The following is a 25636-nucleotide window of genomic DNA, read 5'->3' on the forward strand; positions in this document are numbered from 1 at the left end:
CATAAAGGATTTATTCAGTAGTGCTGGTTAAATGAATCATCGCAAAAACCGCATAATTGACCATGTCTTGATAGTTAGCTTCTAGGCCTTCGCTAACGATGGTCTTGCCCGCATTGTCTTCTATTTGTTTAACGCGCAATAATTTTTGTAGGATCAAATCGGTAAGAGAGCTCACGCGCATATCACGCCAGGCCTCGCCATAGTCGTGGTTCTTGTCCATCATCAATTGCTTGGTGATCGCGACGTGTTTATCATAGAGTTCGGTGGCTTGTTCTAAGTTGAGATCTGGTTGTTCTACGACGCCTTTTTCCAACTGGATCAATGCCATGATGGAATAATTGATGATGCCAATGAACTCGCTTTCCTGGCCTTCGTCTACTTTGGATTCGGCTAGGGTTTGTAAACCGCGTATGCGTTGCGCCTTGATAAAGATCTGATCTGTAAGCGATGGCAGTCTCAAAATGCGCCAGGCACTGCCGTAGTCTGCCATTTTCTTAGTAAAAAGATCCCGACACGTGCTTATAACTTGATCATATTGCTGGCTGGTGGTACTCATAAAGACTCTATAATTTGGTGTAAATTGAGCCCACAAAATACGATAACCTATCCTATGTCCACGATAAATTGCGCCGGTAAATTGATTGATCTTTCAACACCTCACGTGATGGGCATCGTCAACATCACACCAGATTCCTTTTATGATGGTGGAGCGCTCAAATCTGATAAAGATATTTTGAATCAGGTAGAAACTATGCTGGCAGATGGCGCGACCTTCATCGATATAGGAGGTTATAGCAGCAGGCCTGATAGTGAGGATATTTCAGCCGAAGAAGAGATCCAACGTGTTATACCGGTCATTGATCTGGTCAAAAAGCATTTTCCTAGCGCAGTGATAAGTTGTGATAGCTTTCGCGAAAGCGTCATAGCAAGAGCACTACAACACGGTATTGAAATCGTAAATGACATAAGCGCAGGACATCTGGATGCCAAAATGATGGAAACCGTAGGCAACGCAGGCGTGCCTTACATCATGATGCACATGCGCGGCACATCGCAAACCATGAAATCCCTAACCCACTATGACGATCTGGTTCTAGAAATCAACCAATATTTTGCCGAGCGCGTCCACGTTGCTAGAGCTTCTGGCATAAAAGATATCCTTATAGATCCTGGTTTTGGCTTTGCTAAAACGACCCAACAAAACTTCCAGTTGCTTAAGAATCTAGATCTCTTACATTTTCACGGTCTTCCCATTCTTGCAGGTGTATCGCGCAAATCCATGATCTATAAAACCCTAGGAATTACTGCTAGCGAGGCGCTCAATGGAACCAGTGCCCTACACATGAAATGTCTGGATCAAGGCGCTAAAATCCTAAGGGTTCACGATGTCAAGGAAGCTATGGAAGTGATACAATTGCATCAATCCATTCAAAATAATTAATCCTATTTTTACGAGGTATGGAGTTACCAGAATTTAGAATCATCGACCTTGTGGATATCTTGCTTTTTGCAGCATTGATATTCTACTTGTATAGACTGGTAAAGGGCACCGCGGCGATCAACATCTTCATAGGGATCGTGATCATCTATTTGATCTATGAGGTCACGCTGTTCTTGAAAATGGAAATGTTGTCCAGAGCGTTGGGCGCTTTTACAGGTGCTGGCGTTTTTGCCTTGATCGTGGTGTTCCAGCAAGAATTGAGGCGTTTTTTACTTATGCTGGGCTCCACCCAATTCACTTCTAAAAGAAGGTTTCTAAGACAGCTGCGTTTTTTTAAGGAAGACATAGACTCCAACAGCGGCGTGGTCGATGAAATTGTGACTGCCTGCAAACGTATGAGCGCCACTAAAACAGGTGCCCTGATTGCCATCAAACGCGATGGCTCGCTGGATTTTCTTAAAAATTCTGGAGACACCATGGACATTGTTGTGAATGCACCCATCATCCAAAGCATTTTCTATAAAAACAGTACGTTACACGATGGAGCGATGATCATAGAAGGCAATAAGATTACCGCCACACGAGTCATTTTACCCGTTTCTGACAATAGAAAAATCCCGCAGCGATTTGGCTTGCGTCACCGTGCAGCTTTAGGACTGACCGAACGCAGTAACGCCATGGCGATTATCGTGAGTGAAGAAACCGGACAGGTTTCTCTGGTTATGGATGGAGCCTTTGAAAGTTATGAAGATATGGACGATCTAGCAGACAAGATCAAAACACATCTGGACTAATGGAACGAGAATGTAAGAATTGCGGTCACATGCTATATGTGGGACACACACACTGCGCTAGCTGTGGTGCCAAATGGATCCAGAACAGAATCACCATGCGCAATGTCGCTTCTGATTTTAGCGATATGTACTTGGGCCTCGATACGAAGTTTGGACATACGTTTATAGATTTATTCAGAAAACCAGAAGCCGTTATCAACGGATACATCAACGGTCGACGTGTCTATTATATGGATGCCGTTAGGTATTTATTAGTCGCCTTATTCATCACTGGTATCTATGTATTTGTTCTCAAACAAACCAATATCATGGAGGACTACATGGATATTGCCGGTATGGCAGACTCTCCTGCATTTGCTCAATACAGTCCTGAACAGCTTGAAAGACAAAAATCCTTTAGTTCTACAGCAATGGATTATCAAGGTGTTATATTACTACTTACTATTCCACTACTTGCTTTAGTAGGGCGCATCACCTTCTGGGGTAAGCAATACTATAATTTTACAGAGCAGGTGGTCTTTTACTTGTACAATTATGCGCACATGGTGATCGCGACAACTCCCATCAGTATTTTGCTTATCTATGTTTCACCGCAAGTCTTTTTCTATTGGTCTTTTTTGGGCTATCTATTTTTACTTTGGCAAAGTGCTTATTCTTACCAGAGATGCTTTCAACTGGATCTACAGCAAATTATTTTAAGAAGTCTTATTTCTATAGTAGTGTTTGTTTTCCTTTTCATTATCTCTATAATAGTCATACTGTTACTTATCATAGCAGCAACATTTATAGCAGTAAAATTAGGTTATGATGTAGAAAGTTTTCTTGCAAGTAATTTTGGCACCTAAGCCACTTCTTGCTGTAGAAACTGTACTTCATAAAGATTTTTGTAATAACCACCTTCTTTTTGAAGCAGTTCATGGTGCGTTCCCATTTCCACAATTTCTCCTGCATCCATAACGATGATCTTATCGGCTTTTTTGATCGTGGCAAGCCTATGGGCGATGACGATGGACGTGCGGTCTTTTGTAATGATATCAGTAGCGTCCTGGATCAATTGCTCGCTGTAGGCATCCACAGAGCTGGTGGCCTCATCAAGTACCAAAATACTGGGATTGGAAACGTAGGCCCTCAAAAAGGCAATCAATTGTCGCTGTCCAGAACTTAACATCACGCCACGTTCCTTCACATTGTAATGGTACCCATTAGGCAATGAATTGATGAACTCGTGTACGCCAATTTTTTTGGCGGCAGTGATCACGTCCTCTTCGGTGATGCTTTCGTCCTTTAAAGTGATGTTGTTTAGAATGGTGTCTGCAAACAAGAAAACATCTTGAAGCACCACGGCAATTTGAGCCCGCAATGATTCTAATTGGTACGCTTTCGCGGAAGCGGAATCCACCACAATCTCTCCTGCATTGATCTCATAGAATCTGGAAAGCAAATTGATGATCGTAGATTTTCCTGCGCCGGTAGCACCTACTATGGCCACCGTTTGACCGGCATTCACTTTAAAACTAAGGTTTTTGAGCACCAATTCATTCTCAACATAACCGAAATCTACATTCTTGAACTCAATGTCACCTTTAAGATTGGAGGCGATCAAGGTGCCATTATCCTCAATCCTAGAATCGGTATCGAGTATCTTGAACACGCGGTTAGCCGCCACCATACCCATTTGTAGGGTATTGAATTTGTCTGCAATTTGTCGCAGTGGTCTAAAAAGCTTTTGGGAAAGGTCAATGAACATGACGATGGTACCTATTTCCACCAGTCTGAATTCTGACCCTATATTCATGATGACGCCTATGTACACGATGAGACCTATCACGATGCTGGAAGACATCTCTGCAATAGGGAAAAAGATACTGTTGTACCACACGGTTTTGATCCAGGCCTTGCGGTGCTTGTCATTAATCTCTTTGAAGTGCTGGTACTCTACCTTCTCGCGATTGAAAATCTGGACGATTTTCATTCCTGTCACGCGCTCCTGTACAAAGGAATTTAAATTACTTACCTGGTTACGCACCTCTTCAAAGGCGATTTTCATCGCTTTTTGGAACAACCTAGTAGCGTAAAGAATAAACGGCATAACGATAAGCGCAATAAGTGTGAGTTGCCAGCTGGAAAACGCCATAAATCCTAGGACTACAATCATTTTAAGCAGGTCAGAAATAATCACGAACAAGCCTTCTGAAAATATACTGGCTATGGTTTCTATATCACTTACCGCTCTGGTGACCAATTTACCAACGGCGCTGGTATCAAAATACTTCATTTTGAAGCCCATCATGTGGTCAAACAACTTGGTTCTCAAGTCGCGTATCACTTGCTGTCCCAACCAGTTGGCATAAAAGATAAAGCTAAGTTGTAGTAGAACGTCTGCCATCAGGACACCTATCATCATATAAATGACAGTATCAAAACCTTCAAATTCTTGTGGTATGATGTGTTGATCAATGGATACCTTGATAAGATAGGGCATCCCTAGAGCCACGACCGCGATGAGTATCGCGCTTACGCCTACAAAAATGGTGGTAAGCCTATAAGGCTTAGTATAGGATAAAAGTCGCTTAAAGAGCGACAGGTCAAATGCATTACCTGTAGTTGATGCCATAAATTATTTGAGCAAATGCGCGACACTGGATCGCAATTCTTCTTCTTTTTGTGTACCTATCACGTATTCCTTAGAATCGGTTTTGAAATGGAGACCTTTAGATCCCTTGACATTGTAAACCGTTCCCATTCCTGTCCAAATTCTGATTCCCCAACCACCTACAAAACCATAGTCAATGACTTTTGCTGTTTGGATGTCGCTCCACTTCCATTCTCTATTCAAAAACGGAAAGTACCTGATATGTATTTTCTCGTCGGTAATGGTTGTTGTGAGTTTCATGTAAAAAATGGAGCCCATCAACACAATTCCCAATAAACAACTTAGCGCTGTCGCTGTCGTGACGATCATATCTGATGATTGTCCAATCTCCACAAAAGCGCTGACCGCAATTACCAACATGATACACACAATGAGCAGCTTTAACCACCACTGATCAAAACGTTGTTCTTCTTTAAATAAAACATTACTCATCGATCCAAATTTCTTGAGGATAGCGCACTCTGGTAAGATATAAACCTTGAGCCGGTGCACTGGCGCCAGCTTTGCCTCTATCTTTCGATTTGAGAATGCGATGCATATCTTCAACTTCCAATTTCCGGTAGCCTACTTCCAACAAAGTGCCTACCACTGCTCTGACCATATTTCTAAGAAAACGATTAGCGGTGATGTGAAAAATTAGTTCAAAACCATTTTGTTCAAAGCGCGCCTCACTGATGTCACAAAGATAGGTCTTTACGTCTGTGTTCGTTCTCGAGAAGCATTCAAAATCAGTATAGTCCAATAGAATGTCTGCTGCTTTTTGCATGAGTGCTATATCAGGTATTCTATATAAGATATACCTTGATTTGTTTTTAAAAGGGTCTGGTCTAAGATGAAAGCGGTATTCGTAAGACCGATGTGTTGCACTAAATCTCGCATGCGCTTTGTCGGTCACTTTTTTTATTTCAAAGACACTAATATCCTTAGGGAACCAGCGATTGAGACGATACGTCAATTGAATGGGATCCAATTCACCTTCCAAATCAAAATGCGCAAACATTTGGGTCGCATGAACTCCCGTATCGGTTCTGCCCGCTCCAGTGACATAGGTTTTCGCTCGCAGCATTTTTGACAAGCCATCTTCCAGCACTTCTTGCACGGAAATACTTTGCGGTTGTCGCTGCCAGCCATGATAGGCCGTACCGTCATAGGCAAGCTCAATAAAATAGCGCTGTTTTTGCATGACTGCAAAGGTAGTTGTTCAGAATCTGAATTCGAACTCGAACTGAACCCGAACTCAAACTCGAACTCGAACTCGAACTTAAAATTGAAATGGAAAGTTAAAAAGGGTAAAATCGATAAGCAGCTATAATCCTGGAATCATCAGCATGAAAACCAGTATCGAGCGGCAGTCGAGGTATGGTTGTCTTGACCTGACCTCGTGTTTCTTGATTTCAATCATCAATCGTGAACTTGAACTTCAACTTCAACTTCAACTTCAAAATTCGTGTTTTATAAATTCGCCATCCTAACTTCGCTTCATGAAAATTCTACTCCTTTCAGATACACACAGTCATTACGATGCCTTTATGGAAAAATATATCCTGCAGGCTGACGAAGTCTGGCATGCCGGAGATATTGGCAATCTAGAAGTGACTGATAAGATAGCTGCTCTCAAACCTTTAAAAGCCGTATATGGAAATATTGATGACGATAAGGCAAGAACCCAATTTCCTTTGCATAATCGATTTGAATGCGAAGGAATGGATGTGTGGATCACCCACATAGGCGGCTATCCTGGACGGTACAATCCCAACATCAGACAGGAAATCTATAGCAACCCGCCAGATGTGTTTATTTGCGGGCACAGCCACATTCTCAAGGTAATCAATGATAAAAAGATCGATTGCCTACACATGAATCCAGGCGCTATAGGCATTCATGGCTTCCATAAAAAACGAACCATGCTCAGGTTTAAGATTACTGCTGGGAAGATTTCAAATTTGGAGGTTATTGAAAAGGATCGGTAACTAGAAAAGCTTACAACATAAAAAAGCCGGAATTGAGCTTCCAGCTTTTTAACCTCAAACTATCAAGAAAAATCCCCCAAAATTTCTTGAACCGATTTGATTCCTCAAACCTAATTCAATTTCTTAGAGGTTTTATTTACAATACATAACTGCCGCCTATTTCAGGATAACTGCTATCGCTCTAATTCGAGCCTTACCAGAGTTCCATGTTGTGAATAGCTTATCTGTAGAGACTTTTCTGGATCATAACCCAAAAAAGATAATCGTTCCCGAACCAGTTGCGTGCCCTTGGAAACGTGATGCTTGTTATTATGGAAACTGGCGTCACCTATTCCGTTATCTGTGATCGTGCATTGATAGGTCTGCGAGTTGATGACGGCAAATTCTATTCTTATTTGCGGTGATTCTATGCGCGAGGGAAAGGCGTGAATAAACGCATTTTCAACAAAAGGTTGCAAGATCATTGTTGGTATATGCGTTTGTGTCAACGACAGCTCAGGATCAACAATGAATGTAACCTCAATACGGTCTGAGAATCTGGCATTTTCAAGATCTATGTATCTCTTTAAATACGCGATCTCATCCTCTAACGTATTCAAGGGCCGTTCTGTGTTGTGCAAATTGGACCTGATCAAATCTGAAAATGTGCCCAGGTATTTCATGGCCCGATCATTCTCATTATTACTAATAAAATACTGGACAGAGTTGAGTGAATTAAAGATGAAATGTGGGTTCATTTGAGATAACAACGCCTCCATTTTAACTTCTTCAATTCTCTTAGTGACAGACTCCTTTTCTAGAGCTTTTTGATAAGCACGTTTTCGCTTAAAGCGAAAATAAACTATCAAAATCACCATAGACACTAAAAAGATCACTGCTAGAAACAGATTGCTTTTGTAAAATGGCTTTGCGATATGAAACTCTAGGATTTTCTGATCCATTTTGTAACCCGTTGAAGCATCATCGATCTGGACAAATAATTGATAATCGCCAGAATCCAAAAAAGGCAACGTAAGTTTATTCTCTGGTAATTCTATCCACGAATTGCTCTCATATAATCGGTAACTATATTTCAGTTTTCCCGGGAACGGATGGTTGTTGGTACTCAATTGAAGATCTAGCGAATTCTGATCATGATTCAAATTGATTTTACCGTTGATCATTTCAGCTGCGTTGATCTCTGTACCATTGATCATCAAAGATTGCAGGCCTATGTGGTCTACCCTATTTTTCTGATTGAGAACTGCATCCAGTTGTATAGAATAGCTACCGTGATCACTTGCTAGATGCAATATGCCATCATTTACAAAACCATTGTAGATTTTAGAATCGACTCCTTGCTCCTGATTCATAAATATCTCACGATCACCATTGTGAAATACTATTCCTTGTGATGTGCCCAGAATGATGAAATCCTTGTAGGAAGAAAGAAAGGTGATGGTTTTACCATGTGATGGATCACGATGGATCTGGCTTGCTTTAAATGTTGAGTCGTCATTGATAATAAATACATCACCGTCTTCATTGGTGACCGCTTTCCTACCGTCGTTTAGTCGAGTAATGAACCTTAATCGTTTCTCGTTCCAAATATTGTTTTCTGCTAATGAGATAAACTGTCCATCTTCATAGACATATAAACCATTGAATATAGAAGTGAGATAGGTTTTATTCCCATTTTGAAAGTTGCCAACCACAAACCTAGGGTTCTCCATAGATTTGGACTCATCGTAGTACGTGTAACGTATGGGAGAAACACTATGATAAACCCGCGTGCCATGATAAAAATTAGGCTCTATCAATTGGCCATCTGCTGTAAAATTGAATTCCAAAGCGTGAACAGGCATATAGTTGATGAGTGCTCCAGACCCATCAAAATGATACATACCGATAGAAGTGTTTACCCAAATAGTACCACCGTTTTCTTTGATGCTATAGAAAACAATGTCCGTTGCAGGAGTATCGTACCTTAATTCATAAAAGTAATCCTCGTATTTAGGCAGATCATTAGGATTGCTCTCAACATATTCTACTTGCCATTTTTTGAATTGGTTAGCGTCAATAGTAATGCTGCCTATTCGCAACGCATCATTGTATAGGGTAATCATATCACCGTCCAGCTGCGCAAAATCGACTACCCTATCGTGATTTGATTTTTCAAATGGACTGATTGATCCAGTCTGATTTCGTAAAACCCATTATCCAAAGTACTAACATATAACAAATCAAACTCACGTTGCACCGCAAGTGATGTTACTTGAGCACTTTCAACATCAAAGAACTCATTTCGCAATTCAAACCCACCTGGCACTAACTCATAAATCCCACCATCCTTAGAATAGATTCCCCAACCAGCTGCAAAAAGCCTATCCTCCAATGGCTCATAATCCCAGAAAATAGAATTGCCTTCAGGTTTCATTTTTCTCAATGTTGTTATATCTGAAAAGCCTGCTATGGAAACAGTTTTATAATACTGCTTGCCACTTAAATAGATAGAATCTTTAAACTGAGAAGCGCCATAGAGATACTTTTCCGCCCGAACGCGATTTAATGAGATTTTATCCTCATCGAGTGCCACCTTGTGAATCCCATCATCATAGGTGATCACATAAACCTCATTTTTGAGCTCTAAAAATCCTTGAACGTTGAAGGGATCGTCAGGGTTGGAATTAGGATCGTAGGTCATGATTCGGTCAGGACGACTCATGTCGATCACCGCAAGTCCATCGCTGGTTCCTACGTACAACCATTCATCGTGAATAAATAGCTGGGTAACCTCTTGATCTGGTAATTGATCATTATGAGCGTAGGGAAGAATTTTGTTGTCCTTAAAGTAAATAACCCTTTACCATAGCTGCCTATCCAGATATTCCCATAATCATCTTGATTAATTGCCCAGATATTATTCTGGGTAAGGCCATCTTCCTTGAAATAGGAATCTACCTGATCGTTAAATTTCCTGACCAGACCGTTATCAGTTCCTATCCATAATGCGCCATCCTTGGCAATAAATAGAGTGCGCACCGTATTGTTAGGTAGGATGTCGCGATCAGAAAATTGAGTAGATGGATATTGTTGCGTAAAACCAACTAAAGAAACCAGCAGGCAACAGAGTAAATTATGCCATTTCACTAATGCGGTTTTTGAAATAAGCCAGTTTACGTTCTGATACTTTCACTAACGTACCATCTCGCAACTTCACCTCTTTATCTGCATTTACAAAAGATCGCACTTCGTTTAGATTGATGATATATGAATTATGCACGCGGCAAAAATCCTTTTCTGGAAGACACTCTTCAATAGCCTTCATGGAACTAGTCACGAGTTTTTTAGCCTTGTTTTGAAAATAGAACTGGCAATAATTTCCGGCTGCCTCCACATGTAAAATATCCTTGAGCACCACCACTTCAAATCCTGTAGGCGTATTGAATACGATCCGTTCCTTACTTCGCTTATTATCCAGATAATCTGTAAAGACATCAAATTTCTCTAGAATAGCTTGTTTGTGCTCACGTGTTTTTTGAAATCTGGTGATGGCTTGGCCTACCTTTTCTGGATCTAGCGGCTTGAGTAAATAATGTAATGCGCTGCATTCAAAGGCTCTGATAGCATAGCGATCATAGGCCGTCACAAAAATGACCTCAAAATTTATCTCGTCAAAATACTGCATGAGCTGGAAACCATCTTCTTCTGGCATTTGTATATCCAGAAAAACGAGATCCACTTTATTATTCTTGATGGCCCGGACTCCTTCTTGGACAGAGCTACAGCTTTCCACCAGGTGCAGTTTTGCGCCCAGCTCCTTTTCTAGAAGGTTGGCAAGAAACATTCTTGCGTTTACCTCATCATCGATAATTACCACATTAATCATGTTTTAAATGTAGGAAAAAGAAATGGCAGATGATGAGCTGGTAGGAAGTAATGCAGATTAAAAGTGAATTCGCTTTCGCGGAAGCGAACTCAATAAAAGCCTCATAAAACAAAAAACCTGCAGGGTGGCGCCCTACAGGTTTTCACACTAATAGTACTAAGATTCTTGTGTTTATCGTAGTCGATCCACAGATTTTACGAGTTGTTCATCCTTTCTTATAGCCCTATTTGCAAGGACCAGTAAAACGATAGATAGGATAGGAATGAACATCCCAATGCCTTTCTCTGCAACCGCCGTCGCTCCAGACATCGTTAGGGCTCGATATACGAAAACTCCTAGCAAAATGAAATTCAACATTATGTTCAAACGGTTGATCACGGTTTGTAGCTTTCTATTCTTATACAAGAAAATAGCAAAGATCGAAATTATGGCACTTGCCACAAAGGCACCAAAATAGGAATTTTCATCCATCGCCACAACTTCATTTCCCTCACCATCAATCCATAGGCTTACCAGAAATATCAAACCACCACTACAAGCAGCGGCAAGGATCAACCATATGGTCTGTATTCTTTGTATCATGGTGTAAAGCCTAAATTTTCTTTAAAGATGGACAAAAATACAGTTTACAGGCAAAAAACAAGGGTTGGTAAACTTTTTTTAGCGTATCATTGTAGGACATTTCAGTTAACCACCTCTTATTAGGTTAACTAGGGACTGAAAATTTTTCTGATAGATTCCAGTCTCATTTATCCCTCAAGAAAATTTACATACACTTTTCCATAATTACATGTTTCAAATAGCTGATTTAAAATCAAAGAAACTTCCTGAACTACAGGAAATTGCTCAAGGATTGAACGTTCCAAAATTTCGCACAATGCGCAAATTGGACCTAGTCTACAAAATCCTTGACCTACAGGCCGCTAATCCAGATGTGGTGAAAAAATTAGATACTGACGATAATTCAACGCCAGAATCTCCTAAGCAAGACGCACCTAAAGAACGTAAACCTAGACCAGCGCCCAAAAAGCGTGAACCTAAAGAGCGTAAGGCAAAAAATCAAAATGACTCAAACGATAAGTCGTCTGATCAAAACGATGCCGATTCCAAAAACGACAAGGCCAATAACAAGCCTAATCCACGTCAAGTAAAAAGCAAGGATTCTACCAACAAACCGAATCCTAGACAAAATAAACCACGCGACAACAAGGATTCTGATAACAGAAACGACAAGAACGGTAATGACAACCGTAACGATAACCGTCGTGACAACAAGAATGATAAGGACGGCAATGATAATCGCAATGATAATCGTCGTAACGATCATAATGATAAGGATGGCAACGACAACCGCAATCCACGTCAAAAGAACCAACGCAACAACAACCAAAACAATGTGCCTAAAGGCAATAAGGATAACCGTAATCGCTACCGCGATCCAGAATTTGAATTTGATGGAATCATCGAGAGTGAAGGTGTTCTAGACATGATGCCAGATGGTTATGGTTTCTTGCGCAGTAGTGACTACAATTACTTAGCATCTCCAGATGATATCTATGTATCTCAATCGCAAGTACGATTGTTTGGGCTGAAGACTGGTGATACGGTACTAGGAATGGTACGTCCACCTAAAGAAGGTGAAAAGTATTTCCCACTCATCAAGATCTCACAAATCAACGGTCTAGACCCAAGTGTGGTGCGTGATCGTGTTTCTTTTGAGCACTTGACACCATTGTTCCCAGATGAGAAATTCAACCTGGCAGAGCGACGCGCAAGCGTCTCCACAAGAGTAATGGATCTGTTTGCACCGATAGGTAAAGGACAGCGTGGTATGATCGTGGCACAACCTAAAACGGGTAAAACGATGCTATTAAAAGACATCGCTAATGCTATCGCTGCCAACCATCCTGAAGTGTATCAATTGATCCTTTTGATTGATGAACGTCCAGAAGAAGTAACCGACATGCAACGTCACGTTGACGGTGAAGTGATCGCCTCTACTTTTGATAAAGAAGCTCATGACCACGTACGTGTGGCTAACATCGTTCTTGAAAAGGCAAAACGCATGGTAGAATGTGGACATGATGTCGTGATCCTATTGGACTCCATCACGCGTCTTGCAAGAGCTTACAATACGGTACAACCAGCTAGTGGTAAAGTACTCTCTGGTGGTGTGGATGCTAATGCATTGCATAAACCTAAGAGATTCTTTGGTGCGGCTCGTAACATAGAAGGTGGTGGATCACTATCGATTATCGCTACAGCATTGACAGAGACTGGTTCTAAAATGGACGAGGTAATCTTTGAAGAATTTAAGGGAACCGGTAATATGGAGCTGCAACTGGATCGCAACATTTCCAACCGTCGCATCTTCCCAGCCATTGACCTTACTTCATCCTCGACACGTCGTGATGACCTATTACTCGATAAAGACACAGTACAACGCATGTGGATCATGAGAAAATACCTGGCCGATATGAATCCTGTAGAAGCTATGGAATTCATGTCTCAACGTATCAAGCAAACTCGTAACAATGAGGAGTTTCTTGCGACCATGAACGACTAGATTCAAATAATATCCTACCTAGAGCCTCACTTAATTGTGGGGCTTTTTTCGTGTTCGCTTTCGCGAAAGCGAATTTCTCGAAAACCTCATCCATGAACCTAATGGAATGGGTATTTGACAACATCAATTACATCCAATAAAGACTATTTTAAAAACTTCTGAAAATTTCAGGACCAGATCATAATCTGGCAGTCGTTTGTGCGTTGTTCCAGTAACTACCCTATAAAACCCTAAAGTAATTAACATGAAAAACCTCATCTACACCGGCTTGTTCATAAGCGCCATAGGCATCGCGCAGGATCAAACCATGGATCAGAATCCTATAGACAATCAGTTTGAAAAACTAATTTCTGAAAGCAATAACTTCAACAACTATAAAGTCGTTAAGGAAAGTGATCTAAAAAACTTAAGAGTAAATACCTCTACCTACATCCTAGAGCTTAATGAGAGAATTGAGCAACTAGAAGAAAGCGTTGCTCTTGAAAAGCAAGCTCAAATTCCATTGCAAGAGCAATTAACTGCCGCAAATACCAACGTCGAACAGTTAAATGCAGAAAAAGATGCCATCTCCTTACTGGGAATAGCGATGAATAAAGATGTGTACAACATTATGGTATGGTCCATCGTCGGTTTGCTAGCCATTGCTCTTGTATCAATCGTCTTGCAATATCGCAAGAGCAATGCGGTAACCCAACAAGCTAAAGCAGAGCTTGCCACTAGCGAGGCAGAACTTGAAGAATTGCGTCGCAAGTCCATAGAAGAAAAACAACGTCTGGGAAGACAATTACAGGATGAGCGTAACAAGCTGTCCCGTTTGAAAACAGCTAATTAAACTTCTTATTTTTAAAATACGAAAAGTTCCAGGCCTTAAATAGCTTGGAACTTTTTTATGAATTGAACTATGATAAAATAAAAAAAAGCTTCCCTTGATGAGAAGCTTTAAAAATTCTAATGAACTTACAATCTAGATAGAAGCAACGTGCTTTGCTAATTTAGATTTAAGGTTACTTGCTTTATTCCAGTGAATAACGTTTTTCTTAGCTAACTTATCAATCATTGAAGTTACTTCTACAAACATTTTCTCTGCCGCAGATTTATCTTCAGTCTCTTTCAATTTCTTGATAGCGTTACGTGTAGTCTTGTGCTGGTACTTGTTACGCACTCTTGCAGCCTCATTTCTACGAATTCTCTTTAAAGCACTTTTGTGATTTGCCATATCTTTTTAAACTAGGTTTCTCAAGAAACCGATTATGTTATAGTAGCCCGTAGGGGAATCGAACCCCTCTTACATGGATGAAAACCATGCGTCCTAGCCGATAGACGAACGGGCCATTAATTTTGCTCGTTAAGCGGATGCAAAAATAAACACTTTTTTTAATCCTGCAAACGTCTTGCAAATTTTTCTTGAATTAATATGCTTTTGCAAAAAGAACTCTTTGTTTAGAAGGGTTTCCTGTCAACACACATTTACCCTCTTCTTTTTTCCCATCGATTGGAATACAACGTATGGTGGCCTTAGTATATTCCTTGATTCTATCTTCGGTTTCTGCGGTTCCATCCCAATGTGCCGATATAAAACCACCCTTATTCTTGAGTACCTTCTTAAATTCTGGAAAGGTATCCACTTCAGTAATGTGTTCTTCGCGATAAGAATATGCCTTTTCAAATAAGGCGTTTTGAATCTCGTCGAGAAGATCCTTCACGTGCTGCTCAATTCCTTCCAACGCGACAGATTCCTTCGTCAACGTATCTCTTCTTGCCAGTTCTACAGTCCCATTAGCCAAATCTCTTGCACCTATTGCAATGCGCAACGGTACACCTTGTAATTCATGTTGGGCAAATTTAGCTCCAGGTCTAAAGGTATCCCTATCATCATATTTCACCGTTACTCCTAAAGCTCGCAAACCTTTCATAATGCCTTGAACTGTACTAGAAAGCTCTTCAAGTTGTTCTGCTCCTTTGTAAATGGGAACAATTACTACTTGATTAGGCGCTAGATTTGGAGGCAGGACCAATCCTTGATCGTCGCTATGTGTCATGATCAGCGCTCCCATTAATCTTGTGGAAACACCCCATGAAGTAGCCCAAACATATTCTTGTGTACCTTCACTATTGGCAAACTTCACATCAAAAGCCTTGGCGAAATTTTGACCCAAGAAATGACTGGTTCCAGCTTGTAGAGCTTTACCGTCTTGCATCAGCGCTTCAATACAATAAGTTTCATCAGCACCCGCAAAACGCTCGCTTTCTGTTTTAGTTCCTTTGATAACAGGTATGGCCATGAAGTTCTCAGCAAAATCTGCGTAGACATTGTTCATCAATTCAGCTTCAGCTAGCGCTTCCTTTTTTGTGGCATGAGCGGTATGCCCTTCTTGCCATAGGAATTCTGCCGTCCTAAGGAACAACCTCGTTCTCATCTCCCATCGCACCACATTAGCCCACTGATTGATCAACAAGGGTAAATCCCTATAAGACTGTATCCAGCCTTTATAAGTACTCCAGATGATCGCCTCACTTGTAGGCCTCACAACTAATTCCTCTTCCAGTTTCGCTTCTGGATCCACACGTAGCTTTCCTGGATTATCAGGATCATTTTGCAAACGATAATGAGTTACCACGGCACATTCTTTAGCAAAACCTTCTGCGTTTTTCTCTTCTGCTTCAAAAAGACTTTTTGGTACGAAAAGTGGGAAGTAAGCGTTTTGATGTCCTGTTTCCTTAAACATACGATCCAGTTCTGCTTGCATCTTTTCCCAGATGGCATACCCATAAGGCTTGATCACCATACAACCGCGAACAGCACTGTTTTGGGCTAAGTCGGCCTTGACCACCAGTTCATTATACCACTTTGAATAGTCTTCTGATCTACTTGTTAGGTTTTTACTCATATATGGGATTTGGCACAAAACTTGTACCTTAATTAGGGTTCTGTTAAAAGCTTTCAGCTGCTGGCAAAACTACTTATTTTTATTAAATGCTTTTAAAAATTCACACCATGAAAACAAATACTACTTTCAAAAATGCCGCAACCAAAGTCTTTGGCTTGGGTCTAGCAATTGCTTTTTTGACCTCGTGTGGTTCTTACACTGATTCTTCATATAATGATGGTATTTATGGTGGCACAGTCATTAATCAAGAAGAGGAAGTTTTAAGCGATACTTATGAACAGAACTCCTCAAACTATTACCAACAACTTTTTGCATTAGAAGCATCACAATATTCTGGCGGAGCTGAAGATGAAATATTTATCGACGTAGAAAATTATTCAGATCAAGGATATGACCAAGAGAATGGTGAATACGTTCTAGACTATGCAGCTCAACCGGCATGGGGAACTAATCCTTCTGAAACTATCATTAACTTTTATGGTAATCCTGGATTTGGTTTAGGATTTGGGTACCCATTCGGATTTGGATTCAACAATTTTGGTTACGGTAGATTTTATGGATTAAACAATTTCGGTTATGGCTTTGGATACCCATTCGGATTTGGATTTAACCATTTTGGTTTCGCTAATGGTTCTTTCTGGGGATTGCCATTTGGAGTAAGTTCTTTTGGATATGCAATTGGCGGACCGCCATTCGGTTATTACGATCCATTCTTTGGTGGCTTTGCGTTCAACCCTTACGTTGGTGGTTTTTATGGAAATAACTTTTACCGTGGAAATCGAAACAATTATGCTTATAATAATAGATTTCGCAGTAGCAATAGTAGAAGTGTAGCGAGGCCAGCGTCAAGAATTAGTAATACAAGATCAACAATTTCTCGCAGATCATCTGTACCTACTAATACCACTAGAAGAAGCACGTCTACTCGCAGAAGTGTCCCAACCACCACGAGACGATCGACTTCTACTACAAGATCGAGTTTTCCTACGAGAACTGCTTCGCCAACTAGAAGTTCATCATCTACCCGAAGTAGTTCAACGAGATCAACTCGTCCAACTACAACAACACGTTCCTCATCTCCTAGATCTAGTTCAGGCTCAAGGTCTTCAGGCAGATCATCTGGAAGTCGTTCTTCTGGAGGCAGATCAGGAGGAAGAGGATAAATTAAAGAAAAACTATGAAAAATTACATTTTAACCCTAAGCGCACTATTTGCAGGTGCGCTTTTTTGTGCAGCACAAACAGTAAATGATGGCCTAATTTATGGCCAAAATGACAACCTTTATGGAACATCAAGGTACCGCGCCTTAAGTGGTGCCTTTGGCGCATTAGGTGGTGACTTGACGGCTGTCGGACAAAACCCTGCAGGTTCAGCGATTTTTGCTAATCATTATGCGAGTTTTACTTTGGGATACAATAAAAAAAACAACGACGGCAATTACTTTGGTAGTAATACCACTGCAGATGAAAGCGACATCAACTTCAATCAATTTGGAGGTGTATTGGTATTTAATAGCGTGCAGGATAACCTATTGAACAAATTTGCAATAGGTCTTAATTACGACACTACAAGACAGTATGATGACAATACTTTTTTAAGAGGTGTTGGAGACACTTCTATCTCTCAGTATTTTTTAAACAACGCAAACGGTTTTACGGTAGATAATTTCCAAGTTAGAAATGGCGAGACAATTACTGATTTGTACCAATTCTTAGGAGAACAAGTAGGATTCGATGCGCAACAAGGATTCCTAGGTTATGAAGCGTTTGTTATTGATGCTGTTGATGATGCTAATCCTAATAATACCCAATATGTATCGAACACAGGCACAGGTGCATTCACGCAGGCATACCAAGTAGAGACTGCAGGCTCGCAAGGGAAAACGTCGGTGAATATCGCGGGACAGTTTGCTGAAAAATGGAGTTTTGGACTTAATCTTAATAGTCATTTTATCGATTATGCAAGATTTACCTCATTTCAAGAAGCAAACAGTAATGCTGATGCTACCACTACCGATGTTCGTTTTGACAACCGTCTGGATGTGGAAGGAGCAGGATTTTCTTTCCAATTGGGAGCTATAGGCAACCTAACGGAATCTTTACGAATAGGTGCCACTTATGAATCACCTACCTGGTATAGTATCGATGAAACCTTGACTCAAGATATCTCCACAACAAGAATTGAAAATGGAAATTTTGAAAATGCTTTCGTTCGTCCCAACATCATCAATATATACCCTTCTTACGAGTTGAGAACGCCAGGTAGTTTGACTGGAAGTATTGCCTATATATTCGGTACTTCTGGATTGATAAGCTTTGACTATTCCACTAGAGATTATTCCCAGCTTCAATTTGAAACTGGCATCGATGACAACTTTACCAACAACAATCTATTCATCAATGAGAATCTGCAACGTGCAAATACCATAAGAATCGGTGGTGAATATCGTATAGAGCGATTGACGCTGCGTGGTGGTTATCGCTCAGTAGAATCACCTTATGAAGATAAATCCATCATGGATGACCTTAACGGTTTCAGTTTGGGATTGGGTTACAATTGGGGAAATACTACTCTTGATGTTTCTTACGATTATTCAGAAAGAAACTACAGCCAGCAATTATTTGATACTGGCCTTACGACTAGAGGAAACATCAACAACGACACCAGTAATGTCATGGTAAGTTTGGGCTTTAATTTTTAGATCTAGGCTGGAGATAATTTCGCTTTCGCGAAAGCGAACTCCAAAACATACTTATTACAACTAAAGGCATCTATCCATTAGATGCCTTTATCTTTTTAGAGAAAAGTGCCCGTTTGCAGTGCCTGTAGTGCCTTCATATTCATATTCCAGCTTGAACCAATAGTCAGAACTGGGCAATAGCTCACCTAAATAGGTTCCATCCCAACCGGCACCAGTAGGATCCAGTTGCTTGAGAAATTTACCATACCTATCATAAATGTAAATGTTCAATATCGGCAATCGATCGCCAGCGGCTACGTTCCAGGTGTCATTGAAACCATCAAAATTAGGCGTGAAAAATTTAGGATAGCCGTAAACAAATATTTGTGTTGTCACGCTACCGCAGCCATTACGCTCTGCAATGGTTACAAAATGAACACCTGGCGAGACATTCTCAAATATATTGCTGTCCTGATACAAGCCATCATCCAGCTGGAACCAGTAATCGTCAGGTCCTGCAGCATCAATGACGATTTGTTGATTCAAGTCAAAAGGCTCACTGGTAACGTCAATCGTAAAGGTATCTGGTGCGCCCGCTAGCCTCACTACGGTCATAGCCATAGCAGAACATCCTGTAACCGCATTAAATGCCGTAACTTCATATGTTCCTTGCTGCTCTGTGATAAGTACAGAATTCGTTTCCATAGGCAATAATTGCCCGTCAAAACGCCACTGAAAATCAAAATCTGCATCGCTTAATCCAGTATCAAGTACGGCAGGTCCATTCACTAACTGCCCTTGAGGGTCACGACACAATACGACCTCATCTTCCAACTGTGGCAAGGGCAATTGACCGAATCTCAATTCTAGAATAGTTGTCGTGTAACAGCCACTACTGTTTTCCAGTCGAGCAAATAAAGTCACATCGCCACTAAAAGAGAAATTCTTATCAATCGCAGACCGATCTGCCTCAGCATCTGCTTGTGTTTGATAATAAGTGACTGTGGTATTGGTTTGACCATTTTGAATTTGCGCATCGCTATTGGCCAGATTATATACAGCAGTCCCGTCACCAGAATCGCAAAGTTCAACAGCTGCCGTGCCTGCAGCTACGGGTGGCGTAATCGTTTCAATATCAAAACTGGAAGTTGTAAAGCAACCAGTAGATGTAAATTCTGTTCTATAAAAAATGGTTTCCAAACTACTGCTGGAATAGGACTCTGCGTCTAGAGAATTGCTGCCTGATAAGGCATCTGCCTGTGAATTAAAAAATGTGACCTCAACACCAGATTGTCCGTTACGTATTTGATCCAGGCGATCGTTTAATCTAAAAATAGCTGTCCCGTTATTATCTGTATCGCAAGTTTCTAGATTGGGTATCGCTGCGACAGCTGGAACTGGATTGATGATGATCTCAAAATCTGTGGTGGAAAAACAACCGGTAAGGTCATTTTCAACTCTTACATAAATAATGTCTGTTGGAACATTACTGGTATATGAAGAAGCAATGGAATTGTTTGCCGCGGTTGCATCTGCTTGTGATAAGTAATAGGTAAGATCAAAATCTGCACTGTTCAATCCATTTAGAATGGATGTGTTGTTAGAGGTTAAGTCAAAAACTTCACTACCATCACCAGAAGGATCATCACAGCTCACTAATGGATTGGGCCTTTGCAATACTGGTAAAGGATCCACAACGAGATCAAAGTCTGTGGTTTCAAAGCAAGAAGTATTGAAACGACTGTCAATACGAGCGACAATATTTTGCGGGTTTGTGGTGTTTTGAAAACTGGTTTTGTCAATAGGATTTTGTCTCGACGCAGCGTCATTACTAGACAGATAGTAAGTCACTTCATAGTCTGCAGCGCTTTGACCCAATAAAATTTCTGAATCCCTAGTTTGCAATTGAAATACCGCTCGACCATCGTTAGATGCATCATCGCAAACCCTATAAGTAGCTATCGGGTTTGCAACAGGGTTACCACCAACAGTCAAGGTAAAGTCACCTGTAGCAAAACAACCATTATCAATGTTATTTTCTACTCTTACATAAACGATCTGCGTTGGGGAGTTTTCATTACTGTAATTAGTAGTATTAGCAATTGGATTGGCTCCACTTTGAGCATCGGCTTGTGTTCTGTGATAAGTAACGGTTACCTCAGCAGTAGATTGAGTTCCAAGGATAGTCGGCGTTTGCGCAGAAAGGTCAAAGGTTGCTACACCATCGTTGGACGCGTCATCGCAAACAGAAAGGTTACCAGGGAATGTATAGATCGCTTGATTGATAGAGACCTGAAAGTCACGAACGACAGAACAGCCACTAGTACCATTAGTGATGGACGTATAGATGGTTTCAGCAGTATTTTGTGCGGCAAACTGCGAAGGATTCGCAATAGGGTTGGTCAGGTTTTCAGCATCAGTTAACTGTCTATAGTAAGCCACCTGGAAATTGTTGCTGTTTTGACCAGCGAGCATTATCGCTGTGTTTTGGGTAAGATCTACCGTATTTACTGATCCGACAGTATCGCAAATCATTAAATCTTCGGGATCGTTAGGGTTTGGAGTTGGGTTTACTTGAATACAAACTTCTTCGGTATAAATGCAGCCGAAACTATCTTCAAATTCATACGTATAACATTTTGTGCCAGCTACATCTGGTTGCACGGTGATTTCGTTACCATTGGTAGCGATAATGGTAGGATCTGCCTGCCATTCTTCTCTCACTTTATTAGGCTCAAAAGAAAGATTTGCAGGTAATAGCGATGGATCAAAATTTAAACCCCATTCAAAAATGTAACCGTTATCAAATACTGTATTATCTGTGACCGTTAAACACCAGCTTCCATTTAGACTAGAGCCTATAAAGTTTGAAAAAGGATCGGAAGCTAAATAATCACCTGCTGGCAAGGATTGAAAATTGTTTATGGATTGTAATCCACCTTGAAAACTCTGTGTCGTACTTGCAGCTTCAGTGATTACGTAAGTAAAGCCTGTACCTGGTTCCGTGTTATCTGGTTCATTTATTGGATCGACAGGAGTTCCTAAAAACCTCTCTCCTGTCGTTCCTGCATCAAGTATTCTTATGACACTACCATTAGGAGCAGATAAAATTATATCTAGATCACCAGTGTAACTATGTTCCATATTCACGAACATAGAAATCAAATCAGAAGCATTTCTGATCACTGCTCCAGGTTCAAATGCGTCTACATCTATACAAGTTTGATAACTCACACCGGAACCATCTGGCAAAAAAGTTGTTCCAGAAACGGGTGGTGCCGTTACCACCTCAAACTCCATTGTTGATACCATACCTGAAAGAGTAACCGATTCACCTATGCATATATCGTTTGAAGAAGCCACCGTTCCTGTGAAGTCTGGATCATTTGAGACTTGTACTACTAGATCAATTGACTCTCGATCTGTACAACCCTGCGTGTCTGTAACCCTAAACCTTACTTGGTAGGAGCCCGGTTCTGTGAAAGTTGCTGAAACATTTTGCCCAGACACGAAACCATCACCTTGATTGAAATCCCATTCATAAATAGCACCAGCGCCAGAATTGCTAAAGGTCGCAGATCCTTGAAAATCGACTTCTTCATTCTGGCAGACTCTTAATATGCCATCTGGATCAATGCTAGGTACCGAATTAATATTTGGTATAATACTCTGACAGGGATCAATACAGCGTCTAAATGCTTCCCAGCCAGCTGCAGTATTATTTGAATTACTTTGAAAAGCAAAAGTCAAACAGCCCGTAGAATTGGAAGCGCTGGCTTCTATGGCGCCAGGAGCTATAGTAGTATTTGTAAAAGTGTTAAGTAAAGGTGATGCCGTTGAATCGCCGTCATAAACTCTTAAAAAATCACCAGATAAAAGTTCCAAAATTGTAAAATCTAGCACCATACGATCCGTTTCTACAATAGGACAAAATATTATCTCTGAATCTTGAGAGTTACCATAATTAGAACCACGATTACCATTATCCGTAAATATAGCTTCACCACAACCGTTATATCTTTCTCTAGTACTAAAACCACTACCTGGCATCTCGATCACGGTTTGCGCCGTGATGATAGTAGAAAACAAAAATGCAAGTAGGAGTAAAAAAGACTTCATAGAGTTTTTATCGCAGTGAAAACCGTTAGCGTAAATATCGACAATAAGACGGTCCTTAAAAAACGTTAGAATCGTTGATTTAGTCTCTTTAGATTTACAAGTGGTCTTCTCTTTGTAATTTGTAAATTTGCAGTTTAATTTTTACCGCAGGAATACTGCAAGATTTGTATGAAAGTAGAAGATTTTTTAGATAATATGGAAGACCAGGATCACTTATCCTCTAACGAGCAAACTCCTTTAAGAGAGGACGCTTTTCAATTATCTGATGCAGAAAAGATAGAATCCATCAAGAAAAATGTTCATGAGATTCTGGTCACGCTAGGAATGGACATGACAGACGATAGTCTCAAAGGCACACCCAACCGCGTGGCAAAAATGTTTGTCAATGAGATATTTGGAGGGTTACGACCTCAAATGAAGCCCAGCGCCTCTACTTTTGAAAATAAGTATAAGTACAACGAGATGTTGGTTGAAAAAAACATCGTCCTCTACTCTACTTGTGAACACCACCTATTGCCTATCGTGGGCCGCGCTCATGTTGCCTATATTTCCAACGGCAATGTCGTGGGCCTTTCCAAAATGAACCGCATTGTAGATTACTACGCAAAACGCCCACAAGTACAGGAGCGTTTAAATATCCAGATTGTACGTGAATTGCAACAGGTATTGAATACAGAAGATGTAGCCTGCGTGATCGATGCAAAGCATTTGTGCGTGAACAGTCGCGGTATACGCGATATCGACAGCAGCACGGTAACAGGCGAGTTTGGCGGTAAGTTCAAGGACCCACAAGTGAAAAGCGAGTTTCTCGATTACATTAAACTTGAAACCAAATTTTAAACAAAGCACCTGGATTTTTGAGAAGTTCGCTTTCGCGAAAGCGATATACTTCAAAATAATCCACACATCATAAGATCATGGCACTTTACAACCAGCAAAAACTGCGACTTTACAACTCCATCGCCAGTGAAAAACAGGAGTTTGTACCTATCCACGAAGGCCGCGTGGGAATGTACGTTTGTGGACCTACCGTTTACAGCAATGTGCATTTAGGTAACTGTCGTACGTTTATCAGTTTTGACATGATCTACAGGTACCTATCCCATTTGGGCTACAAGGTGCGATACGTACGTAACATTACAGATGCCGGTCACTTGACAGATGATGCCGATCAAGGCGAGGACAAAATTTCCAAAAAAGCGCGGCTTGAAAAACTAGAACCCATGGAAGTCGTACAGCAATACACGCTGGACTTTCATAACGTGATGAAGCGTTTCAACAGCTTGCCGCCTAGCATTGAGCCTACCGCTACTGGGCACATTGTAGAGCAAATTGAAATCATTAAGACGATCATTGAAAAGGGCTATGCTTATGAGCGTAACGGCTCCATCTATTTTGACGTACTTAAATTCAATGAAGATCATCAATATGGAAGGTTGAGTGGTCGCAATCTGGAAGACATGATTGCCAACACTCGTGAACTGGCGGCTCAAAGTGAGAAAGAGAATCCGCAGGATTTTGCATTGTGGAAAAAAGCCTCGCCGCAACATATCATGAGATGGCCTAGTCCATGGGGCGATGGGTTTCCAGGATGGCACCTGGAATGTACGGTAATGAGTTCAAAATATTTAGGCGAGACCTTTGACCTACATGGTGGTGGTATGGACTTGAAGTTTCCACACCATGAATGTGAGATTGCCCAAGGTGAAGCAGCGCATGGACATAGTCCCGTGAATTACTGGATGCATGCTAATATGCTCACCCTTGAAGGTAAAAAAATGTCCAAGTCGACAGGCAATTCCATATTACCAGAAGAGCTTTTTACGGGAGAAAACGATTTTATGGAGAAGGCTTTTTCTCCAGCAGTCGTTCGATTCTTTATGATGCAAGCGCATTATAGATCTGTTTTGGACTTTAGCAATGATGCGATCCTTGCAGCAGAAAAAGGCCTACACAGGTTGCAGGAAGCGATAAGCTTACTGGATCATTTAAAAGTATCGTCATCCTCCAGCATTGACATCCCAGCATGGGTTCAAAAATGCTATGACGCGATGAATGATGATTTCAATACACCTATTCTTATTGCAGAATTATTTGAAGGTGCAAAAATGATTCATTCTATTAATGAAAGTAATGAGACCATCACACAGTCAGATCTGGAACTTTTTCAAGAAACGATTCATGCCTTTCTCTATGATGTTTTAGGTGTCAAGTCGGCAAGTGAAAATGAAGATGCGACCAGCGGTAAACATATGGATGCGGCTATGAAGCTGATCATTGATTTACGTGCCACGGCTAGAGCAAGAAAAGATTTTGAAACCAGTGACAAGATAAGAGACGAGTTGGCCGCGGCTGGGATCCAATTAAAAGACGGCGCTGAAGGCACCACGTTTACCACTAAATAAATGAAGACAACAGGCGCTGCAAAACCCCTTATCTGGTTAGTCAAATTTTACCAGACTGGGATATCGCCTTTCTTGCCAACTACCTGCAGATATCAACCTACTTGTTCCCATTATACCGTTGAAGCCCTGAAGAAATATGGCCTTTTTAAAGGCACCTGGCTGGGAATCAAAAGGATTGCAAGTTGCCATCCTTTGGGCGGCAAAGGTTACGATCCAGTACCCTAACAACTCCAATCTTGACCGTAGCTTAAG

At 40.9% G+C, this 25636-nt stretch carries 23 protein-coding genes and 1 tRNA gene; 11 read left to right on the top strand and 13 right to left on the bottom strand.

Annotation, left to right across the window (positions count from 1 at the left end):
- Window positions 1-10 precede the first annotated feature (10 nt).
- Entirely contained in the window at window positions 11-556 is a 546-nt protein-coding gene (locus tag BST86_RS08890) for a DUF1599 domain-containing protein (RefSeq protein ID WP_105982961.1), read from the bottom strand.
- 54 nt (window positions 557-610) lie between these two features.
- Between BST86_RS08890 and folP the strand changes: the two genes are divergently transcribed.
- From folP to BST86_RS08905, 3 genes are read left to right on the top strand one after another with little or no spacing between them, the layout of a single operon-like run.
- Window positions 611-1441, top strand: coding sequence for a dihydropteroate synthase (folP, locus tag BST86_RS08895; protein WP_105982962.1), 831 nt, complete (start codon window positions 611-613; stop codon window positions 1439-1441).
- Window positions 1442-1458: 17 nt separating this feature from the next.
- A complete protein-coding gene (cdaA, locus tag BST86_RS08900; protein WP_055413534.1) occupies window positions 1459-2235 on the top strand; it encodes a diadenylate cyclase CdaA in 777 nt (258 codons plus the stop codon).
- Window positions 2235-3080, top strand: coding sequence for a DUF3667 domain-containing protein (locus BST86_RS08905; protein WP_105982963.1), 846 nt, complete (start codon window positions 2235-2237; stop codon window positions 3078-3080). The genes cdaA and BST86_RS08905 overlap by 1 nt, the downstream gene beginning before the upstream one ends.
- On the opposite strand, the gene BST86_RS08910 is transcribed toward BST86_RS08905, so the two are convergent.
- From BST86_RS08910 to truA, 3 genes are read right to left on the bottom strand one after another with little or no spacing between them, the layout of a single operon-like run.
- Complete coding sequence (locus BST86_RS08910) at window positions 3077-4849, bottom strand: ABC transporter ATP-binding protein (protein WP_105982964.1); 1773 nt, start codon at window positions 4847-4849, stop codon at window positions 3077-3079. The genes BST86_RS08905 and BST86_RS08910 overlap by 4 nt on opposite strands.
- A gap of 3 nt (window positions 4850-4852) precedes the next feature.
- Window positions 4853-5320 (bottom strand): hypothetical protein, encoded by a 468-nt coding sequence (locus BST86_RS08915; RefSeq protein ID WP_105982965.1) that lies wholly within the window; start codon window positions 5318-5320, stop codon window positions 4853-4855.
- A complete protein-coding gene (truA, locus tag BST86_RS08920; protein ID WP_105982966.1) occupies window positions 5313-6071 on the bottom strand; it encodes a tRNA pseudouridine(38-40) synthase TruA in 759 nt (252 codons plus the stop codon). Before truA ends, BST86_RS08915 begins: the two co-directional genes overlap by 8 nt.
- Before the next feature lie 298 nt (window positions 6072-6369).
- Between truA and BST86_RS08925 the strand changes: the two genes are divergently transcribed.
- Entirely contained in the window at window positions 6370-6858 is a 489-nt protein-coding gene (locus BST86_RS08925) for a metallophosphoesterase family protein (protein WP_105982967.1), read from the top strand.
- Window positions 6859-7031: 173 nt separating this feature from the next.
- Here the strand turns inward: BST86_RS08925 and BST86_RS08930 are convergent, their stop codons facing one another.
- The 5 genes from BST86_RS08930 to BST86_RS08950 all read right to left on the bottom strand — a co-directional run bounded on the left by BST86_RS08930 (window position 7032) and on the right by BST86_RS08950 (window position 11308).
- Window positions 7032-8963, bottom strand: a complete 1932-nt coding sequence (locus BST86_RS08930; RefSeq protein ID WP_105982968.1) for a histidine kinase — start codon at window positions 8961-8963, stop codon at window positions 7032-7034.
- Between the two features lie 26 nt (window positions 8964-8989).
- Window positions 8990-9601 (bottom strand): hypothetical protein, encoded by a 612-nt coding sequence (locus tag BST86_RS08935; protein WP_105982969.1) that lies wholly within the window; start codon window positions 9599-9601, stop codon window positions 8990-8992.
- Complete coding sequence (locus BST86_RS08940; protein WP_105982970.1) at window positions 9592-9987, bottom strand: two-component regulator propeller domain-containing protein; 396 nt, start codon at window positions 9985-9987, stop codon at window positions 9592-9594. The genes BST86_RS08935 and BST86_RS08940 overlap by 10 nt, the downstream gene beginning before the upstream one ends.
- Window positions 9974-10726, bottom strand: coding sequence for a LytR/AlgR family response regulator transcription factor (locus BST86_RS08945; protein ID WP_105982971.1), 753 nt, complete (start codon window positions 10724-10726; stop codon window positions 9974-9976). The genes BST86_RS08940 and BST86_RS08945 overlap by 14 nt, the downstream gene beginning before the upstream one ends.
- 171 nt (window positions 10727-10897) lie before the next feature.
- A complete protein-coding gene (locus BST86_RS08950; protein ID WP_105982972.1) occupies window positions 10898-11308 on the bottom strand; it encodes a DUF4293 domain-containing protein in 411 nt (136 codons plus the stop codon).
- 208 nt (window positions 11309-11516) lie between these two features.
- Here BST86_RS08950 and rho point away from each other — a divergent pair, with 208 nt between their 5' ends.
- Both rho and BST86_RS08960 read left to right on the top strand, forming a co-directional pair.
- A complete protein-coding gene (rho, locus tag BST86_RS08955; RefSeq protein WP_105982973.1) occupies window positions 11517-13292 on the top strand; it encodes a transcription termination factor Rho in 1776 nt (591 codons plus the stop codon).
- Between the two features lie 244 nt (window positions 13293-13536).
- Window positions 13537-14124, top strand: a complete 588-nt coding sequence (locus tag BST86_RS08960; protein ID WP_105982974.1) for a hypothetical protein — start codon at window positions 13537-13539, stop codon at window positions 14122-14124.
- Window positions 14125-14256: 132 nt separating this feature from the next.
- Here the strand turns inward: BST86_RS08960 and rpsT are convergent, their stop codons facing one another.
- The 3 genes from rpsT to proS all read right to left on the bottom strand — a co-directional run bounded on the left by rpsT (window position 14257) and on the right by proS (window position 16180).
- A complete protein-coding gene (rpsT, locus tag BST86_RS08965; RefSeq protein WP_105982975.1) occupies window positions 14257-14508 on the bottom strand; it encodes a 30S ribosomal protein S20 in 252 nt (83 codons plus the stop codon).
- A gap of 43 nt (window positions 14509-14551) precedes the next feature.
- Window positions 14552-14623: transfer RNA gene (locus tag BST86_RS08970), tRNA-Glu, on the bottom strand.
- Window positions 14624-14701: 78 nt separating this feature from the next.
- On the bottom strand, window positions 14702-16180 hold the full coding sequence (gene proS, locus BST86_RS08975; protein ID WP_105982976.1) for a proline--tRNA ligase: 1479 nt from the start codon (window positions 16178-16180) through the stop codon (window positions 14702-14704).
- Between the two features lie 107 nt (window positions 16181-16287).
- On the opposite strand from proS, the gene BST86_RS08980 reads away from it, so the two are divergent.
- Entirely contained in the window at window positions 16288-17343 is a 1056-nt protein-coding gene (locus BST86_RS08980) for a hypothetical protein (protein WP_146126743.1), read from the top strand.
- Window positions 17344-17357: 14 nt separating this feature from the next.
- The gene (locus BST86_RS08985) at window positions 17358-18881 is read left to right on the top strand and encodes an OmpP1/FadL family transporter (RefSeq protein ID WP_105982978.1); all 1524 of its coding nucleotides are present in this window, start codon (window positions 17358-17360) and stop codon (window positions 18879-18881) included.
- 87 nt (window positions 18882-18968) lie between these two features.
- On the opposite strand, the gene BST86_RS08990 is transcribed toward BST86_RS08985, so the two are convergent.
- The gene (locus BST86_RS08990) at window positions 18969-22979 is read right to left on the bottom strand and encodes a T9SS type B sorting domain-containing protein (protein ID WP_105982979.1); all 4011 of its coding nucleotides are present in this window, start codon (window positions 22977-22979) and stop codon (window positions 18969-18971) included.
- A gap of 168 nt (window positions 22980-23147) precedes the next feature.
- Between BST86_RS08990 and folE the strand changes: the two genes are divergently transcribed.
- The 3 genes from folE (at window position 23148) to yidD (ending at window position 25609) form a co-directional block, all read left to right on the top strand.
- Window positions 23148-23819 carry a GTP cyclohydrolase I FolE gene (gene folE, locus BST86_RS08995; protein ID WP_055413550.1) on the top strand — a complete coding sequence of 224 codons (672 nt, stop codon included), beginning with the start codon at window positions 23148-23150 and terminating at the stop codon, window positions 23817-23819.
- 77 nt (window positions 23820-23896) lie between these two features.
- A complete protein-coding gene (gene cysS, locus BST86_RS09000; RefSeq protein WP_105982980.1) occupies window positions 23897-25384 on the top strand; it encodes a cysteine--tRNA ligase in 1488 nt (495 codons plus the stop codon).
- Window positions 25385-25609: a membrane protein insertion efficiency factor YidD gene (gene yidD, locus BST86_RS09005; protein WP_105982981.1), complete on the top strand. Its 225-nt coding sequence runs from the start codon at window positions 25385-25387 to the stop codon at window positions 25607-25609.
- The last annotated feature ends 27 nt before the right edge of the window (window positions 25610-25636 follow it).

The sequence above is a fragment of the Nonlabens agnitus genome (assembly GCF_002994045.1).
GTDB classification, from domain to species: Bacteria; Bacteroidota; Bacteroidia; order Flavobacteriales; family Flavobacteriaceae; genus Nonlabens; species Nonlabens agnitus.

Coding starts and splice junctions, on each gene's coding strand:
- BST86_RS08890 (WP_105982961.1), bottom strand. CDS start 556: ATGAGTACCACCAGCCAGCAATATGATCAAGTTATAAGCACGTGTCGG.
- folP (WP_105982962.1), top strand. CDS start 611: ATGTCCACGATAAATTGCGCCGGTAAATTGATTGATCTTTCAACACCT.
- cdaA (WP_055413534.1), top strand. CDS start 1,459: ATGGAGTTACCAGAATTTAGAATCATCGACCTTGTGGATATCTTGCTT.
- BST86_RS08905 (WP_105982963.1), top strand. CDS start 2,235: ATGGAACGAGAATGTAAGAATTGCGGTCACATGCTATATGTGGGACAC.
- BST86_RS08910 (WP_105982964.1), bottom strand. CDS start 4,849: ATGGCATCAACTACAGGTAATGCATTTGACCTGTCGCTCTTTAAGCGA.
- BST86_RS08915 (WP_105982965.1), bottom strand. CDS start 5,320: ATGAGTAATGTTTTATTTAAAGAAGAACAACGTTTTGATCAGTGGTGG.
- truA (WP_105982966.1), bottom strand. CDS start 6,071: ATGCAAAAACAGCGCTATTTTATTGAGCTTGCCTATGACGGTACGGCC.
- BST86_RS08925 (WP_105982967.1), top strand. CDS start 6,370: ATGAAAATTCTACTCCTTTCAGATACACACAGTCATTACGATGCCTTT.
- BST86_RS08930 (WP_105982968.1), bottom strand. CDS start 8,963: ATGATTACCCTATACAATGATGCGTTGCGAATAGGCAGCATTACTATT.
- BST86_RS08945 (WP_105982971.1), bottom strand. CDS start 10,726: ATGATTAATGTGGTAATTATCGATGATGAGGTAAACGCAAGAATGTTT.
- BST86_RS08950 (WP_105982972.1), bottom strand. CDS start 11,308: ATGATACAAAGAATACAGACCATATGGTTGATCCTTGCCGCTGCTTGT.
- rho (WP_105982973.1), top strand. CDS start 11,517: ATGTTTCAAATAGCTGATTTAAAATCAAAGAAACTTCCTGAACTACAG.
- BST86_RS08960 (WP_105982974.1), top strand. CDS start 13,537: ATGAAAAACCTCATCTACACCGGCTTGTTCATAAGCGCCATAGGCATC.
- rpsT (WP_105982975.1), bottom strand. CDS start 14,508: ATGGCAAATCACAAAAGTGCTTTAAAGAGAATTCGTAGAAATGAGGCT.
- proS (WP_105982976.1), bottom strand. CDS start 16,180: ATGAGTAAAAACCTAACAAGTAGATCAGAAGACTATTCAAAGTGGTAT.
- BST86_RS08980 (WP_146126743.1), top strand. CDS start 16,288: ATGAAAACAAATACTACTTTCAAAAATGCCGCAACCAAAGTCTTTGGC.
- BST86_RS08985 (WP_105982978.1), top strand. CDS start 17,358: ATGAAAAATTACATTTTAACCCTAAGCGCACTATTTGCAGGTGCGCTT.
- BST86_RS08990 (WP_105982979.1), bottom strand. CDS start 22,979: ATGAAGTCTTTTTTACTCCTACTTGCATTTTTGTTTTCTACTATCATC.
- folE (WP_055413550.1), top strand. CDS start 23,148: ATGAAAGTAGAAGATTTTTTAGATAATATGGAAGACCAGGATCACTTA.
- cysS (WP_105982980.1), top strand. CDS start 23,897: ATGGCACTTTACAACCAGCAAAAACTGCGACTTTACAACTCCATCGCC.
- yidD (WP_105982981.1), top strand. CDS start 25,385: ATGAAGACAACAGGCGCTGCAAAACCCCTTATCTGGTTAGTCAAATTT.